The following is a 16,003-nucleotide window of genomic DNA, read 5'->3' on the forward strand; positions in this document are numbered from 1 at the left end:
CAAACCAGACATGGCCACCAAGAATGTAACCGATGCCAGCTTCCAGGAAGATGTTCTCGACTCCGCGACGCCGGTGCTGGTCGATTTCTGGGCCGACTGGTGCGGCCCCTGCAAGATGATCGCCCCCGCGCTGGAAGAAATCAGCGAGGAACTGGCCGGCAAGGTAACCATCGCCAAGATGGACATCATGGAAAATCCGGACGTTCCGGGCGGCCTCGGCGTGCAGTCGATCCCCTTTCTCGTCATCTACAAGGATGGCAAGCCGATCGCCCAGAAGCTCGGCGCCGCGCGCAAGAGCGAGTTGAAGGCCTGGATCGAAAGCGCGATCTGAATTCTAGAGCAATTTCTAAGCAGGTGGGATCACCTGCTGACTCGGAAATTGCGGCAAACAAAAGAAAATAGGGCGGCGATCCGATGCAATCGGATCGCCGCTCTATTGCCGGGCTGGCGGAAACGTCAGCCCGGTATGGCTTCCATCCGCCGCGCCATATCCTCCCACAGGGCAGGGCTGGCCGCACCGATCAGCCCGGTGCGCGTGATTTCATCCACGCGATAGGGTGATCCATCGGGTCGGGCACAGCGCCCGCCGGCTTCGTTGAGCCACAGATCGCCGGCGGCATGATCCCAGGCCAGCGTGCGTTCGAAGATCGATACATCGTTTTCACCCAGTGCGAGCCGCGGATATTGTTCCGCCGCGCAATAGGGCACATCGACCATGCGATAATGCGGGGCGACGTGGTCCAGCACGGCCTGCCGCCGCGCCGGATCCAGGAAAATCAGCGACAGCGCTGCCACCGGCGGGGTTTCGCCGGTCACCCGCGCGGTGATCCTCTCGCCATTGACGAAGGCTCCCTTGCCCTGATGGGCCACGCACAGCCGGTCAGTCAGCACGTCATAGATCCAGCCGGTATGGGTCACTCCACCGCTGGCCATGGCGATCAGAATGCCGAAGGGTGGCTTGCCGGCCGCGAAATTGCGCGTGCCGTCGAGCGGGTCCACGATCCAGCAGTCACCAGCCAACCCATCCAGCACGCCAGCATCGGCATGGGTCGCTTCTTCGCCTACCACGGCAAGACCAGGCATGATTTTCATCAGCCCTTCTGTCAGCATTTCTTCGGAAAGCTTGTCCGCCACGGTCACCACATCGTCTGCGGCCTTGGCCTCGATCTGGTGGCTGGCGAGCCTCTGATAATGCGGTTGGATGGCGGTCTGCGCGACATGGCGGATCAGTTCTGCCACCGCATCATGCAGCGATTGCGCGTTCACGACCGGTAATCGGCATTGATCGAGATATATCCATGCGTCAGGTCGCAGGTCCACACCTTGGCCTTGCCATCGCCCAGGCCCAGGTCAACGCCGACGCTGATATCCTGGCCCTTCAAATGTTCCGCTACTGGCGCTTCGTCATAACTGTCGACTGCCAGGCCGGCCTGCGCCACCCATTTGTCGGCAAAGCGAATGGCCAGTTTGTCGCGATCGGCAGGCTCGCCAGCCTTGCCCACGGCCATCACCACGCGGCCCCAATTGGCGTCTTCCCCGGCGATGGCGGTCTTTACCAGTGGCGAATTGGCGATCGCCAGGCCGATCCGGCGGGCGCTTTCGTCGCTGTCGGCCCCGGTCACTTCGATTTCGATGAACTTCTGCGCCCCTTCGCCATCGCGCACCACCAGGTGGGAAAGCTGGCGGCAGATGTCGAACAGTGCCGCGGCAAAGGCATCCGCGCCGGTATCGTCGAAGGACGCGATCGGCATATTGCCGGCCTCGCCGGTGGCAAAGGCCAGCACGGTATCGCTGGTGGATGTATCGCTGTCGACGGTGATGCAGTTGAAGCTGGTGTCGCTGGCGGCCGACAGGGCCGATTGCAGGAAGGCCGGATCAACGGCAGCATCGGTAAAGATATAGCCCAGCATGGTGGCCATATCGGGCGCGATCATGCCGCTGCCCTTGATGATCCCGGCCAGCGTGACCGTGCGATCGCCGATCACGGCGGTTGCCACGGCGCCCTTGGCAAAGGTGTCGGTGGTGCCGATGGTGTTGGCGGCATCTTCCCAGCTGCAGGGTACAGCATTCAGCGCGGCGGCCACGCCGGCCTCTGCCTTGTCCAGCGGCAGCGGAACACCGATCACTCCCGTTGAGGAGACGAAGACATCGGACGGTTTGCACTCGAGATGCTGGGCGACTTGCGCCATGATCTGTTCCACCGCTTCGCGGCCGCGAAACCCGGTGAAGGCGTTGGAATTACCGGCATTGACCACCAGCGCGCGGGCGCTGCCCAGCAGCACCTGTTCGCGCCCCATTTCCACTTCCGTCGAACAGCAAACATTGCGGGTGAACACCCCGGCGACCGTCGTTCCCGGTGCCAGTTCGACATAGGTCAGATCACAGCGATCCCATTGCTTGTAACGGGCGCGGGCAATTCGCAGCGTCACACCGGCAACCGGCGGAATCGCGGGGAAGGGCTGGGCGAGCGGCGAGGGTGCAATATCCATGGGGCGGGGCCATAGAACCGGCGCGGGCCGCCGACAACATGGCGTGAAGGGCCCAGGCGAAAGTAAATCACCGGCAAAGCCACCCTTCTTCATGGACATGAAAGCAGGGATCGCTATCTAGCTTTGCGCATGCTGCGACAATTGATCGCCCTTTTAGCACTTTTTACCGGTCTGGCCGCCTTGGCCGAACCGGCGCAGGCGCGTGCGGTCAATGTAGAGAGCGTCCGGCTGGCGGAAGGCGCAGCCTTCGCCTGCAGCACGCAGGCAGCCAGGAAATCCGCACAGATGGCGCCCCGTCCGCGACGGGTCGCTCCACGCCGTGGATCATGCCCCTCGACGCGGATCGTGCTGCGTATTCCGCCCGTCATGCTGCAGGCAGACCGCGCGCACGAATAGCGCGCCACCGGCACCTTTTTCTTCGGCATTTCGCCTTTCTGGCCGCGCCGATGCGCGGCTGCATCAGCATCAAGATATCAGGAATCCGTTTATGTTCGGCACGCTCGCCAAATCGCTCTTCGGCTCCGCCAACGATCGCTACGTCAAATCGGCGCAGAAAATCGTCGATTCCATCAACGCGCTCGAACCTCAGCTGGAAGATTTCAGCGATCAGGAACTGGCCGCGCAGACCCAGAAATTCCGCAACCAGCTGGCCGAAGGGCGCACGCTGGATGATATCATGCCGGAAGCCTTCGCAACGGTGCGCGAGGCGTCGAAGCGCGTGCTGGGCATGCGGCATTTCGACGTGCAGATGATTGGCGGCATCGTGCTCCATCGCGGCGAAATCGCCGAAATGCGCACGGGTGAGGGCAAGACGCTGGTCGCGACGCTGGCCACCTATCTCAACGCCATTGAGGGCAAGGGCGTTCACGTGGTTACAGTGAACGATTATCTGGCCCGCCGCGACGCGGAACAGATGGGTCGCATTCACAAATTCCTGGGCCTGACGATCGGCGTCATCGTGCCCAATATGCAGGAATTTGCGCGCCGCGAAGCCTATGGCTGCGATATCACCTACGGCACGAACAATGAATTCGGTTTCGATTATCTGCGCGATAACATGAAGCATGAACGCAGCCAGCAGGTGCACCGGCCGTTCAACTTCGCGGTGGTCGATGAAGTGGACTCGATCCTGATCGACGAAGCCCGGACCCCGCTGATTATTTCCGGCCCGACCGACGACAAGAGCGATCTTTATCTGGCGCTCGATGAAGTCGTGAAGAACCTGGAAAAGGAATATTACGAGGTTGACGAAAAGGCGAAGAGCGTTTCGTTGACCGAAGACGGCGTGGAAGAGATTGAACGGCGGCTGATCGAGGCCGGCCTGGTGACGTCCGACAATCTCTATGATGTCGAAAATACCCAGGTCGTCCATCATCTGGATCAGGCGCTGCGCGCGGTGGTCATGTTCAAGCGGGACATCGATTACATCGTGAAGGACGACAAGGTCGTCATCATCGATGAATTCACCGGCCGTATGATGGACGGGCGCCGCTGGTCCAACGGCCTACATCAGGCTGTCGAAGCCAAGGAAGGCGTGAAGATCGAGCCTGAGAACCAGACCATGGCTTCGATCACCTTCCAGAATTATTTCCGCATGTATCCCAAGCTGTCGGGCATGACCGGCACCGCCGCGACCGAAGCGTCCGAGTTCTGGGATATCTACAAGCTTAATGTGGTGGAAATCCCCACCAATCTCCCCGTCCAGCGCATCGATGAAGATGACGAGTTCTACAAGAACACGCAGGACAAGTTCCTGAACATCGCCAAGGCGATCAAGGAAAAGAACCTGATCGGGCAACCGGTGCTGGTCGGTACGGTCTCGATCGAAAAATCCGAACTGCTGAGCCGCTTCCTGGACGCTGAAGGGGTGAAGCACGCCGTGTTGAACGCCCGCTTCCATGAACAGGAAGCCCATATCGTGGCCCAGGCCGGGCGGCTTGGCGCGGTGACCATCGCCACCAATATGGCCGGTCGCGGCACCGATATTCAGCTGGGCGGCAATGTCGAATTCCGTACCGAAGACGAACTGTCCGGCGTTGAGGAAGGGCCTGAGCGCGATGCTGCGATCGCCCGGATCAAGCAGGATGTTGCCGCTGAGCGCCAGCAGGTGCTGGCCGCCGGCGGCTTGTTCGTGCTCGGCACCGAACGGCATGAGAGCCGTCGCATCGACAATCAGCTGCGCGGCCGTTCGGGCCGTCAGGGCGATCCGGGTCTGAGCCGGTTCTATCTGTGCCTGGAAGACGATCTGTTGCGCATCTTCGGCCCGGACACGCTGTTCTCCAAGATGATGAACAGCAATCTGGCCGATGGTGAGGCCATCGGTTCCAAGTGGCTGTCCAAGGCGATCGAGACCGCTCAGAAGAAGGTCGAAGCGCGCAATTACGAAGTGCGCAAGCAGGTCGTCGAATACGACAACGTCATGAACGATCAGCGCAAGGTGGTTTACGAACAGCGTTCGGAAATCATGGATAGCGCCACCGTGGATGATGTCGTGATCGACATGCGGCGGGAAACCGTCAACAATCTGGTCGGCACGGCCTGTCCGCCGGAAAGCTATCCCGAACAATGGGATATCGCTGGCCTGAAGGATCGGGTGCAGGACGTTCTTGCCCTGGATGTACCGATCGAAAATTGGCTGGAAGAAGATTCCGTCGATCCCGAACTGATCGAGGAACGGCTGCAGGCGCTCGCCGATCAGGCCATGGCCGACAAGATGGGCGAAGCGGATCACGAAATCTGGCGCCAGGTAGAAAAGAGCATCCTGCTCGACCGTCTGGATCACCACTGGAAAGAACATCTCGCCACGCTCGACGCGCTGCGCCAGGTGGTTTTCCTGCGCGCCTATGCACAGAAGCAGCCGATCAATGAATACAAGCACGAAGCCTTCGGCCTGTTCGAAAACATGCTCGAACATATCCGCGAGGATGTGACCCGGGTGCTGATGACCAGCCAGCTGCGCATCGCTGCCCCGCCGCCGCCGCTGGAACTGCCCGAACTGCCGGACTTCCTGACCGGCCACATCGATCCGTTCTTCGGCAGTGACGATTCCGACGGCACCAGCCGTCCGACCGGCTCGGAAGCGATCCTCGGCTCACTGGCCGCCAGCCCGGCCGCGACCGCGGGCCCGGGTGGGGCCGAGGGTGCAGATCCCTACCGGGAGCTCAACCTCAACCGCAATGCTCCCTGCCCTTGCGGATCCGGCAACAAGTACAAGCATTGCCACGGCGCTGCGGTATGATCAGCCTGCGCAACGGTTGAAACAGAAAGGGGCGGCCTTGTGAGGCCGCCCCTTTTTTGTTGTCAGATGCAACACCGCCGGCCTTCAGAACAAACTCGGCGGTGTTGGTCCATTTTAGCCGATCAGATATCGCAACCCATGGCGCCATAGGCAGTCTTGGCCTGTTCCGTGGCCTGCTTGCACATCTGTGCCAGCTGAGCCTTGTCAGGGACGGAGGCCCAGGCCGATGTCGACTGTTCCATCGCCTGTTCGAACTGCGCGCGCTGCGCTTCCGGTACCTTGTCGCTGATGCAGGCCTTAACCTTTGCCAGATAATCATCGCATTCGGCGACGCCCGTGGTTCCTGCGAGGGCTGCAGCCGGTGCGTCGGCAGCAGCATCAGCGGCGGGCGCTGCTGCGGTGGTGTCGGTGGCGGTGGTTTCTTCCGACTTTTCCGAACAGCCAGCCAGAACCAGCATGCCTGCGAGCGCGAGTGTGATGTGCTTTTTCATGAATACTCCCTCAAAACAGGCTTCAAGCATGCCGCTTGGATGATGGAAATCAATATGAAACTGTATATTGAGGGTACCGTTACGATTTTTTACGTCAGTAAATGACGAAATCTTAGCGGATTTTTGCTTTTTCGCTGGCATCCGCGCCAGTGATGGATTGTTGGTTAACGCTCGTATCGCTGCATGTCCGACTCCGGTTACTTCGGGCCAATCCGGTCCCGCCCTTGGGCAAGGATGGCTGTGCGTCCAACCGTTCGCCACACCACGCTTGCGCCAATCGTAACGCTCGTTAGTATCGCGGCCGGGAGGGACCGTGATGAAAATAACGCGGCTTGATCTGCCCCGCTGCAAAGTCGGAGAGGGGCCAGTATGGGATGTCGCCGAACAGGCGCTCTATTACATTGATATTCTGGCCAGGCAGGTGTTCCGCTGGGATCCGGCCAATGGCGCGCATCAATCATGGGATGTGCCCGACATGATCGGGTCGATGGCTGTGCGCGAAGCGGGCGGGGCAATCGTGGCGCTGCCCGATGGCATTCACGCGCTCGATACCGCCACCGGCGCGGTCACGCCGCTGGCTCTGTTCGATCCCGTCGATCCGGCGATCCAATTGGCCGATGGCAAGGTGGATCGGGCAGGGCGCTTCCTCTTCGGCACCAGCCACCGCCAGGCGAAGGAGCCACTGGGCGGGCTGTTCAGCCTGGGGGAGGATCATGCCATTACTCGGCTCGATCGGGACTACGTGCTCGGCAACGGGCCGTGTTTTTCGCCCGACAACCGCACGCTCTATCACGCAGACAGCATGCGCCAGGCGATCCTTGCCTATGATTACGACATCGGAACCGGTGCGGCCAGCAACCGGCGGCTGTTCTTCGATACCACGCCCTACGGCCCGATCCCGGATGGCGCGACCATCGATGAGAATGGCGATATGTGGGTGGCGATCTGCGAAGGCGGGGTGGTGCTGCAGCTTTCTCCCAAGGGAGAGGTCAAGCAGGTGATCGAGATGCCGACGAAGCTGCCCGCCAGTTGCATGTTCTTCGGCCCGGATCTCGATCGGCTGTTCGTGCCCAGCATCGATCCCTCCTTCCTCGGTCGCGAACCGGCCGATGGGGATGGCTGGTGTTACGTGATCGACGGGCTGGGCGTGCGCGGCCTGCCGGAACCGCGCTACAATGGATAAGCGCCTGCCGCCGCTGCTGGTCGCGGTCTTCATCAATATCGGCGGTTTCAGTCTGATCCTGCCGCTGCTGCCGTTCTATGGGCAGGTGTTCAACGCCAGCCCGTTCGAAATCGCATTGCTCTTTGCCGCCTACAGCTTCGGCAATGTCTTCGGCGAAATCCACTGGGGGCGACAATCGGATGTGTGGGGGCGGCGCAAGGTGCTGGCGCTGACCACTTTCGTGGCCGGGATCAGCTATTTCGCCTTTGCCTTCGCGCCCAGCCTGTGGGTGGCGATCGGCATTCGCGTGGTCAGCGGGTTCTTCTCCGGCACGCTCAGCGTTGCTCAGGGCTTCATCGCCGATGTTTCCCCGCCAGAGCGCCGGGCCAAGACCATGGGTTATTTCGGCGCCGCTTTCAGCCTGGGCTTCGCCTTCGGCCCGGTGCTGGGTGGCGTATTTTCCGGCAGCGAAGCCGTGGCCGCCAGTTTCCGCCCGCCGATCTTCATCGCCGGCGGCCTGTCGATCCTCGCCTCGCTCTGGTGCCTCGCGGTTTTGCGCGATGCCGTGCCGCCACGGGGGAAGGGGGCCCCATTGCCGCGCTACAGCGAGGCGCTTGGTTTCGTCCGCTCGCAGCCGCTGCTCTCTCGCCTGTTCGTGATTTCCTTCTTCGGGATTGCCGCCTTCGCTTCGATGGAGGCGATCTATGGCCTGTGGAGTGAAGCCAATTTCGGCTGGAGCGCGCATGATCTGGGCTTTGCTTTCCTCGCCATCGGCGGCGGTGGGCTGATGGCGCAATTGCTGCTGATCGGTCCGCTGGTGGCGCGTTTCGGGGAAGCGCGGGTGATCATGATCGGCCTGGGCGTGCTGGCGCTGTCGATGTTGCTGCAGCCGGTTATCCGTCTGCCGGTTTCCGGCGTGTTGCTGATGGGGCTGCTGATGACCGGCCACAGCCTGGCCTTTCCATCCTCCGGCGCGCTGCTCTCTCGCAACACCCCACCCGAACGGCAGGGCAGCACCATGGGCCTGATGATGGCATCCAACGCCGTGGGGCGGATCATTGCTCCGCCGGCTTTCGGGCTGATCTATGAAAATCTCGGGCATGATGCGCCCTGGTATCTCGGCGCGGCGATGATCGGACTTGTGGCGCTGCTGGCGGGCTGGCCGGCGGTGCGCATCAGCGACCGGGCCCGCGCCGCCGCATCGGCTTAGATCCCGATTGCCGGGCCGGCATGTTAAGCTATCATGTCGGCCCGACAGCGGACGACCGCAGGGAGATATCGCGATGAGAATGGCTGCTTTGTTTGCGCTGACCGGCGCCATGCTGATGCTGGGCACGCCGATGGTGCAGGCGCAGGACGGGCTGGAGGCGGTGGAGGCTGCCGTGGCCGATCCTGATCGCCCCGCTGCCGATACCGCGCGCGATATCAACCGCAAACCGGCCGAAATCACCGCCTTCGCCGGGGTGATGCCAGGCGATGTTGTGGTGGAACTGGCCCCGGGCGGCGGATATTACACCCGCATCCTGGCACGGACCGTGGGTTCCGAAGGCCATGTCTATGCGGTGATGCCGGCCGCCTTCGCCAATCGACCCGGCGGGCTTGATGCGATCAACGCCATCTCGGCGCATTACGGCAATGTCACCGTGGTGGTGGCCGACTTCACCGATTTCACGGTGGAAAAGCCGGTTGACCTGGTCTGGACGACCGAAAATTACCATGATTTCCAGAATGGCCCGACCGCCAATATCGCCGGGGTCAATGCGGCCGTGTTCCGCGCGCTGAAGCCGGGCGGCGCCTATTTCGTCGAAGATCATTCCGCGCCCGGAACCGGGCTGACGGTCACCTCCACCCTGCATCGGATCGATCCGGCCGCCGTGATCGAACAGGTCACCGCCGCCGGCTTCGCGCTGGAAGGACAATCGGATGTGCTCGCCAATCCGGAAGATCCGCATGATGTCGCCGTGCGCAGTGCTGAGGTCGCGGGCAAGACCGACAAATTCGCCCTGCGTTTCCGCAAGCCGGAATAGGGCGGGTTCGCGGGCTTGAAGCGATTTCCAGGCAGGTGGAATGACCTGCTGATTCGGAAATAGCTTTAGCGGCCCGGTCTGCAGTCAGCAAAACGCGAATACCGGGCCGGGTAGCATATCGGGGAAGTTTCCCCGTGCGACCGGCTGCGTCCATTCTCCCTGTGCGAAAATCACTAGGTCACCGGGCGCCACATCCTGTGCGGCCCGGCGATCCCATCCGATATGCACATAATGGGGTTGCCCCCATAGCCGCACGGCCGACCAGAATTCCTCCCCGCGAAAACCCACAAAATGGACGCAACTGCACAAAGCCTGGTGGCGATGTGGAGTCGGGGAGGGCGGTTCGGGCAAGGTCATATCAAAAACTGATTTCTACTATCCATGTCCATTAATTTTTTGATGGGTGCAGGAATATCACGCCCAGCAATATTCGGAAACAAACTTGCGACGATGTTGCAAATGACATGCAATAGGCTCAGGGGCGCGAACGTGTCGCATTAGCGATATCATGAGGGAGGCACCCATTGAGTAAATCGACATCTTTCCTGGCGCTGGGCTGTGTCAGTGCGGCAGCTTTTGCCGTTCCTGCGACGGCGCAGAGCGGGGATCAACCACGCCTGGGCGGCGTCACCGTGGTCGATACGGCGATCGACGACGAAGGCGTGAAAGTGGAAAAGGCGGATTCGCCCAAATATGTCCGTCCGCTGCTTGATACGCCGCAGACAATCACCGTCATTGCCAGCGAAACCCTGCAGCAGCAGAACCTGCTGACCCTGCGCGAAGTGCTCAGCACGGTTCCGGGTATCACCTTTGCCGCCGGCGAAGGCGGCTTCGGCTATGGCGACCGCATCACCCTGCGCGGCTACAGCGCGAACAACGACATCTCGGTTGATGGCGTCCGCAGCGGCGCGGTGATGAACCGCAACGAAACCTTCAACATCGAACAGGTCGAAGTCACCAATGGCGCAAACTCCGTCTACAATGGCGGCGGTTCGGTTGGCGGCACGATCAATCTGGTGACCAAGAAGCCCCTCAACTATGATCGCACGGTCATCAATGCCGGGGTCGGCACCGATGAATATTATCGCGGCACGGTCGATTCCAACTTCGTTTCCGGCGACATCGCGGTCCGCCTGAACGCGGTCTATCACCAGAATGAAATTCCTGGCCGCCAGGTCGAATTCTACGAACGCTGGGGCATCGCTCCCTCGGTCACCGCCGGCATCAACGGCCCGACCCGGCTGACGCTGCAGTTCGAACATCTCGATGACAAGGGCATGCCACAATATGGCCTGCGCTACTTCCCGATGCTCGGCGGCTTCCTGCCCGACTTCAATCAGGAAGCCTATTACGGCTTCCGCAATGTCGATACGCAGGAATCGATCACCAATTCGGTGCAGGCGATCTTCGAACATGATTTCAGCGAGACACTGCGCTTCCGCAATCTGACCCGCTACGAAAACATTCAGCAGTACACCGTCACCAGCCAGCCGGCCGGCACCTTCTGCCTGTCGAACAATCTGCAGCCGCTGACATCCACCACCCCCGGCGCAACCGCAGCATCCTGCACCGTGCGCATTGGCAATGCGCAGACTGGTCCGCAGCTGGTCATTCCGGCCGGTTACTTCCTGCCGACCGGCGGTCGCGGCAATCCGCGCTATATTCGCAACCAGACGGCTTACACGCAGTTCGATCTGTCGGGCGAATTCAACACCGGCGGGCTCGAACACACCTTCGTACTCGGTTTCTCGAGCCTGTGGGAACGCTTCACCCAGGATGGCGGCAGCCTGCTGACCGCGCCGACGGCTCCGGGTTATTACCCGCTGGTCAACATCGCCAATCCGAATGAAATCATCGCTGGCCCAGGTGGCACCGGTGGCGGCGATCTGGTGCGTGTTTACGGCAACAACGAATACACCGGCCCCGTCAATTTCAACCACACCAGCCGCAACCGTGGCGTCCAGGCAAGCTATGCTGCCTATCTGTTCGACGCGATCAAGTTTTCGGACATGTTCGAAATCAACGGTGGCGTTCGTTACGAAAAATACGACGGCCGCAACAATGTCTGGTCCGTCGCTGGCGGTGTGTTCACGCCGAACGCCAACAATGGTCGCACGACGTCCAGCGATGAACTGTTCTCGTGGCGCGTGGGCGCGGTGTTCAAGCCGGCCGAGAATATCAGCACCTATGTCGCTTTCGGCAATTCGCGCACCCCGTCGAAGGGTTCGATCGATGCCGCCTGCACCAACACGTTGGACGCCAACAACAATACCTGCAGCGTCGAACCGGAATCGGCGAAGAACTATGAAATCGGCGCGAAGGCCGATCTGTTCAGCGGCGGCCTGCAACTGGCGGCAGCCCTGTTCCGCAATGAACGCGACAAATATCGCGTGGCTTCGGGCGAACCCGGTCTCAACGATCAGGTGCTCGACGGCCATTCGCGGGTCGATGGCATTTCGCTCAGCGCTTCGGGCAATATCACCCCGGCATGGTCGATCGTCGCCAACTACACCTATCTGGACAGCAAGCTGATCCGCAGCGTTTCCGAATACTGCCTCCAAAATCCCGGGAAGGACAATTGCACAAACACCGTCGAGGTGCCTGATCCAGGTGCGGGCACGATGCTGCCGGCTACTCCGGATCATTCGGGCAGCCTGTTCACCAGCTACAGTTTCCCGTTCGGGCTGCAGATTGGCTATGGCTTTACCTATCAGGGCAGCCATGCTCTTAACCCCGTTCCCACTGCCACAGTCCCGACGACGTTCAACGTTCCCGATTATCTGACCCATCGTCTGATGGTCGGCTACAAGCTGAACGACAATCTGAACGCGCAGCTGAACATCCAGAACCTGACCGATGAAGACTATGTCACCACCGTCCGCACGGCGGTTGGCGGCAGCTGGGCACAGCCCGGTGTGGGTCGCTCGGCGGTGCTGAGCATCGGCTATACGTTCTGATCGGTTTGACTGACCGGAGTTCAGTCAAACGGAACTCTGGCTAATACCGCCATCCGGCCCCACGCCAGAAGGCCGGATGGGATGCGGGTGGTGCGTGGAAACACGTGCCGCCCGCATCACCTGTTTAGCACTGTCAAAAACGCTGCGAACTTGCTAATGACTCGCGCTATTGTATTGGGCGCGGGTCCCAAGCTGCTCGTGGGTGCGAAAGGGGGCCCCGATGTCATTGCAAGCTTATGCCAATCCACTTGCGGTCGATACCGATGATGTAACCGCAAGCTTCGGTGACGCAGCCCCGCTGCGCCCGGCTGCCTCGCCCGATTATGTCCGTGGCGGCGGCTATGGCCAGCGCCGTGGCGCCAGCCCGGCTGCGATTGCCTTGACGGTTGCCGTCCATGTCGTGCTGGCTGCGGCCCTGCTGCAATTGGGCGCGCAGTATATTCGGGAAGACAAGCCCCGGATAGTGGCGATGGACCTGTCCCCCGCACCCCCGCCGCCCGCACCGGCGCAGCCCCAGCCGCCAACCCCGCCGCAACAGGCGGTTGCAGAAATTCCGCCGATCATCCTGCCGCGCGAAACGCCGGTTCAGGTCGCCGTGGCACAGGACATTCCCCCTGTGCCGATGCAGGTGTCCGTGACCCCGCCGGCCCCTGTCGCGCAGGCCCCGGCGCCCCCCGCGCCACCGGCTGCTGCTGCTCCGCCGGCTCCGCGAACGGTAAATCTGGGCGATATCGGCGCGCAGATGGTTTCCGGCCGCCCGCCGCGTTACCCTACGGAAAGCCGGCGCAAGCATGAACAGGGCACGGTCGTGCTGTTCCTGACGCTCGGCACCGATGGCCGCGTGGCCAATATCTCCGTCTCACGCAGCAGCGGCTTCGCCCGGCTGGACGATGCGGCGATGGACGCGGTAAAGCGCTGGCGCTGGGCCCCGCCAACGCGAGAAGGCCAGCCGGTCATCGCGCAGGGCGTGGTTGAAATTCCGTTCCAGTTGCAGGGACGCGCGTAAGAGAGTCCTCATGCTGATCGCAATTCCCGACCTGCTCGATGCCGGGCAGCTTGCCGCCGTTCGTGCGCAGATGGATGCCGGCGAATGGGTGGATGGCAACATCACCTCCGGCCACCAATCCGCCCTGGCCAAGAAGAACATGCAATTGCCGGAAGATTCCGCCGCCGCGAAGGAAGCTGGCCGGATCGTGCTGTCCGCGCTCGGCAGCAATCCGCTGTTCATCGCCGCCGCCCTGCCGCTCAAGATCTTTCCGCCGCTGTTCAACAGCTATGGGGAAGGGCACTCCTTCGGCGTGCATGTGGACAATGCCGTGCGCATCCAGGCCAGCACCGGCTTTCGCGTCCGCTCCGACCTGTCGATCACTGTCTTCCTCGAAGATCCGGCATCCTATGATGGGGGGGAACTGACCGTGGAAACCCATTTCGGCGTGCAGCAGGTGAAGCTGCCCGCCGGTCATGCGGTGCTCTACCCCTCATCCTCGCTCCATCGGGTGCAGCCGATCACGCGCGGGCGCCGGGTCGCCAGCTTCTTCTGGCTGCAATCCATGGTCCGTGATGATGCCGCGCGGCAGATGCTGTTCGATCTGGACGGCAGCATTCAGCGGCTCGCCGCCGAACTCGGCCATGGCAATGCGGAAATCATCCGCCTCACCGGCGTCTACCACAATCTGCTGCGCCGCTGGGCCGACGCCTGACGCATCACGCAGCGGCGGTTTCGACCGATCGCAATTCGTCTGACAGCGCATCCAGCAAGATGCTGGTCTTCAACGGCATGTGCCGCGCCGACGGATAAAGCGCCACGATCGCGGCATCGCCGCCGTGCCAGCCGGGCAGCACCCGTTCCAGCGCTCCGCTCGCCATATCTGCCTGCACATCGATATGCGATTTCATCGTGATGCCATGCCCGGCCACCGCCCAGTCGCGCACCACATCGCCATTGTCCGATGCCAGGCGGAAGTTGGTGGTCGCCGTGGCCCGCGTTCCGTCAGCCCTGGTCAGCGTCCAGGGCACATTCGCATCGCCATAGCCCAGCAGCGTATGGCCCTGCAGATCTGCCACAGTCCCGGGCCGCCCATGCCGTTCGAGATAGGCGGGTGATGCCAGCAGGATCCGGCGGTTGTCCGCCAGCTTGCGCATCACCGTTGAACTGTCGCCCAATCCGCCGATCCGGATCCCCACATCATATCCCCCCGCCACCAGATCGACGAGGGAATCGGTCAGCCGCACATCGATCCGCAGGCGTGGATGTTCGTCGGATAGCCGGCCCAGCAAGGGCGTCACATGCGTGCGCCCGAACGACACCGGCGCCGTCACCCGCAGCAGTCCAACCGCCTCGACATGCCCGCGCGACAGCCGCTCCTCGCCTTCTTCCAGCGCATCGAGCGATCGTGCCACGCTTTCCAGCAATTCCAGCCCCTCAGCTGTCGGAGAAAGTCGCCGCGTGGTGCGGTGCAGCAGCCTGAGACCAATCCGCTGCTCCAGCGACGCCAGCCGCTTGCTCACCACCGCCAGGCTCACCCCCAGCGCGCCGGCCGCCGCGGTCAGGTTGCGATGCTCCATGATAGCGCGGAAGGTCTTCAATTCATTGAGATCGTCGAGCATGCGGGCAGGATCCGTGAGGAAAAAAGCTGTCGATCCTCAACTCTGGTTTGATAATTCCTCGCCCGCAATCGCTATTCTAAAAATCATCCATTTGGGCGACGGTCTCGGCGCGATTGGTGATACACAGCTGATACGTGATGGAGGCCGGGCTTTACCCTTATGATCGCGGGCATCGAATTGCTGCCACTGGGCGCCATCTTGTTCGCCGGCCTGCTGTCGGGCTTTGCGGCGGGAATGTTTGGCATCGGTGGCGGATTTGTCGTCGTGCCCGCGCTGCTGCTGGTGCTGCCGCTGCTCGGCGGATCGCCCGATCATTTGGCCCATGTCGCCATCGGCACCTCGCTGGCGACGATCATCCCCACCTCGTTGCGGTCTCTGCAAGCACACGCCCGGCGCGGGGCGGTGGAATTCGACATTCTGAAATCCTGGGCGCCCTGGATCATCCTGGGCGCCATCTTCGGCAGCTGGCTGGCAACCATCCTGCCGGGCCCGGTGCTGCTGGCCATCTTCGGCGCCGGCGTGCTGCTGATGTCGCTGCATTTCCTCACCCCGTTCACCCGGGGCAGGCAATTGTCGGAAACCATGCCCGGTGGCGTTGCGCGCGTGGCCATCGTCGGCGGGCTGGGCACGCTCTCGGCGCTGCTCGGCATCGGTGGCGGCACGATCGCGGTGATCGTGATGACTTTGTGCGGTCGCTCGCTCCACCGCGCCATCGCCACGGCCTCCGGGCTGGGCGTGCTCATCGCCATACCTGGCATGATCGGGTTCATGCTGGCCGGTTTCGGTCAGCCCGATTTGCCGCCGGGCTCGATCGGCTATGTCAATATTCCGGCGGCGCTGGCCATTATGGTCACCGCGCTGCTGACCGCACCCCTTGGCGTGGCGGCTGTGCACGGATTGCCTCCCGATCGGCTGCGGCTGGTATTCGGTATCTATCTGATCGTGATTGGCGCGGTGATGATCCAACGCGGGCTGACGGTATGAACTTCATGGAAAGGAACGGGGAATGCAGATGACAGCACCTGGCGCACG

The 16,003-nt window shown here is 61.9% G+C and carries 14 protein-coding genes; 10 read left to right on the top strand and 4 right to left on the bottom strand.

All coding sequences use genetic code 11. The features are described 5' to 3' along the window. The first annotated feature begins 10 nt into the window (after nucleotides 1-10). Nucleotides 11-331 carry a thioredoxin gene (gene trxA, locus GRI97_RS12275; protein ID WP_161391457.1) on the top strand — a complete coding sequence of 107 codons (321 nt, stop codon included), beginning with the start codon at nucleotides 11-13 and terminating at the stop codon, nucleotides 329-331. Between the two features lie 125 nt (nucleotides 332-456). On the opposite strand, the gene GRI97_RS12280 is transcribed toward trxA, so the two are convergent. Next, nucleotides 457-1,266, bottom strand: a complete 810-nt coding sequence (locus tag GRI97_RS12280; RefSeq protein WP_161391458.1) for an inositol monophosphatase family protein — start codon at nucleotides 1,264-1,266, stop codon at nucleotides 457-459. Then, entirely contained in the window at nucleotides 1,263-2,489 is a 1,227-nt protein-coding gene (argJ, locus tag GRI97_RS12285; protein WP_161391459.1) for a bifunctional glutamate N-acetyltransferase/amino-acid acetyltransferase ArgJ, read from the bottom strand. Before argJ ends, GRI97_RS12280 begins: the two co-directional genes overlap by 4 nt. 141 nt (nucleotides 2,490-2,630) lie before the next feature. Between argJ and GRI97_RS12290 the strand changes: the two genes are divergently transcribed. Further along, nucleotides 2,631-2,885 (top strand): hypothetical protein, encoded by a 255-nt coding sequence (locus tag GRI97_RS12290; RefSeq protein ID WP_161391460.1) that lies wholly within the window; start codon nucleotides 2,631-2,633, stop codon nucleotides 2,883-2,885. Nucleotides 2,886-2,976: 91 nt separating this feature from the next. Beyond that, nucleotides 2,977-5,727, top strand: coding sequence for a preprotein translocase subunit SecA (gene secA / locus GRI97_RS12295; protein WP_161391461.1), 2,751 nt, complete (start codon nucleotides 2,977-2,979; stop codon nucleotides 5,725-5,727). A 122-nt stretch (nucleotides 5,728-5,849) separates the two neighbouring features. Here secA and GRI97_RS12300 read toward each other — a convergent pair whose 3' ends face one another. After that, on the bottom strand, nucleotides 5,850-6,359 hold the full coding sequence (locus GRI97_RS12300; RefSeq protein WP_161391462.1) for a hypothetical protein: 510 nt from the start codon (nucleotides 6,357-6,359) through the stop codon (nucleotides 5,850-5,852). A gap of 175 nt (nucleotides 6,360-6,534) precedes the next feature. On the opposite strand from GRI97_RS12300, the gene GRI97_RS12305 reads away from it, so the two are divergent. The 6 genes from GRI97_RS12305 to GRI97_RS12330 all read left to right on the top strand — a co-directional run bounded on the left by GRI97_RS12305 (nucleotide 6,535) and on the right by GRI97_RS12330 (nucleotide 14,064). Beyond that, nucleotides 6,535-7,401 carry an SMP-30/gluconolactonase/LRE family protein gene (locus GRI97_RS12305; protein WP_235917830.1) on the top strand — a complete coding sequence of 289 codons (867 nt, stop codon included), beginning with the start codon at nucleotides 6,535-6,537 and terminating at the stop codon, nucleotides 7,399-7,401. Beyond that, nucleotides 7,394-8,590 (top strand): MFS transporter, encoded by a 1,197-nt coding sequence (locus tag GRI97_RS12310; RefSeq protein WP_161391464.1) that lies wholly within the window; start codon nucleotides 7,394-7,396, stop codon nucleotides 8,588-8,590. Before GRI97_RS12305 ends, GRI97_RS12310 begins: the two co-directional genes overlap by 8 nt. Nucleotides 8,591-8,669: 79 nt before the next feature. Beyond that, complete coding sequence (locus GRI97_RS12315) at nucleotides 8,670-9,407, top strand: class I SAM-dependent methyltransferase (RefSeq protein WP_202392727.1); 738 nt, start codon at nucleotides 8,670-8,672, stop codon at nucleotides 9,405-9,407. Between the two features lie 524 nt (nucleotides 9,408-9,931). Continuing rightward, entirely contained in the window at nucleotides 9,932-12,364 is a 2,433-nt protein-coding gene (locus GRI97_RS12320) for a TonB-dependent receptor (protein ID WP_161391465.1), read from the top strand. A gap of 220 nt (nucleotides 12,365-12,584) precedes the next feature. Continuing rightward, on the top strand, nucleotides 12,585-13,370 hold the full coding sequence (locus GRI97_RS12325) for an energy transducer TonB (RefSeq protein WP_161391466.1): 786 nt from the start codon (nucleotides 12,585-12,587) through the stop codon (nucleotides 13,368-13,370). Between the two features lie 10 nt (nucleotides 13,371-13,380). After that, the gene (locus GRI97_RS12330) at nucleotides 13,381-14,064 is read left to right on the top strand and encodes a Fe2+-dependent dioxygenase (RefSeq protein ID WP_161391467.1); all 684 of its coding nucleotides are present in this window, start codon (nucleotides 13,381-13,383) and stop codon (nucleotides 14,062-14,064) included. A gap of 4 nt (nucleotides 14,065-14,068) precedes the next feature. Here GRI97_RS12330 and GRI97_RS12335 read toward each other — a convergent pair whose 3' ends face one another. Next, nucleotides 14,069-14,971 carry a LysR family transcriptional regulator gene (locus tag GRI97_RS12335; protein WP_161391468.1) on the bottom strand — a complete coding sequence of 301 codons (903 nt, stop codon included), beginning with the start codon at nucleotides 14,969-14,971 and terminating at the stop codon, nucleotides 14,069-14,071. A 159-nt stretch (nucleotides 14,972-15,130) separates the two neighbouring features. On the opposite strand from GRI97_RS12335, the gene GRI97_RS12340 reads away from it, so the two are divergent. Further along, nucleotides 15,131-15,955, top strand: a complete 825-nt coding sequence (locus GRI97_RS12340) for a sulfite exporter TauE/SafE family protein (protein ID WP_161391469.1) — start codon at nucleotides 15,131-15,133, stop codon at nucleotides 15,953-15,955. The last annotated feature ends 48 nt before the right edge of the window (nucleotides 15,956-16,003 follow it).

This window comes from Croceibacterium xixiisoli, from assembly GCF_009827305.1.
Taxonomy (GTDB): Bacteria; Pseudomonadota; Alphaproteobacteria; order Sphingomonadales; family Sphingomonadaceae; genus Croceibacterium_C; species Croceibacterium_C xixiisoli.

Bases quoted from the DNA above. Each gene is read 5' to 3' on its own strand.
- trxA (WP_161391457.1), top strand. From the start codon at position 11: ATGGCCACCAAGAATGTAACCGATGCCAGCTTCCAGGAAGATGTTCTC.
- argJ (WP_161391459.1), bottom strand. From the start codon at position 2,489: ATGGATATTGCACCCTCGCCGCTCGCCCAGCCCTTCCCCGCGATTCCG.
- secA (WP_161391461.1), top strand. From the start codon at position 2,977: ATGTTCGGCACGCTCGCCAAATCGCTCTTCGGCTCCGCCAACGATCGC.
- GRI97_RS12300 (WP_161391462.1), bottom strand. From the start codon at position 6,359: ATGCCAGCGAAAAAGCAAAAATCCGCTAAGATTTCGTCATTTACTGAC.
- GRI97_RS12305 (WP_235917830.1), top strand. From the start codon at position 6,535: ATGAAAATAACGCGGCTTGATCTGCCCCGCTGCAAAGTCGGAGAGGGG.
- GRI97_RS12310 (WP_161391464.1), top strand. From the start codon at position 7,394: ATGGATAAGCGCCTGCCGCCGCTGCTGGTCGCGGTCTTCATCAATATC.
- GRI97_RS12315 (WP_202392727.1), top strand. From the start codon at position 8,670: ATGGCTGCTTTGTTTGCGCTGACCGGCGCCATGCTGATGCTGGGCACG.
- GRI97_RS12325 (WP_161391466.1), top strand. From the start codon at position 12,585: ATGTCATTGCAAGCTTATGCCAATCCACTTGCGGTCGATACCGATGAT.
- GRI97_RS12330 (WP_161391467.1), top strand. From the start codon at position 13,381: ATGCTGATCGCAATTCCCGACCTGCTCGATGCCGGGCAGCTTGCCGCC.
- GRI97_RS12335 (WP_161391468.1), bottom strand. From the start codon at position 14,971: ATGCTCGACGATCTCAATGAATTGAAGACCTTCCGCGCTATCATGGAG.
- GRI97_RS12340 (WP_161391469.1), top strand. From the start codon at position 15,131: ATGATCGCGGGCATCGAATTGCTGCCACTGGGCGCCATCTTGTTCGCC.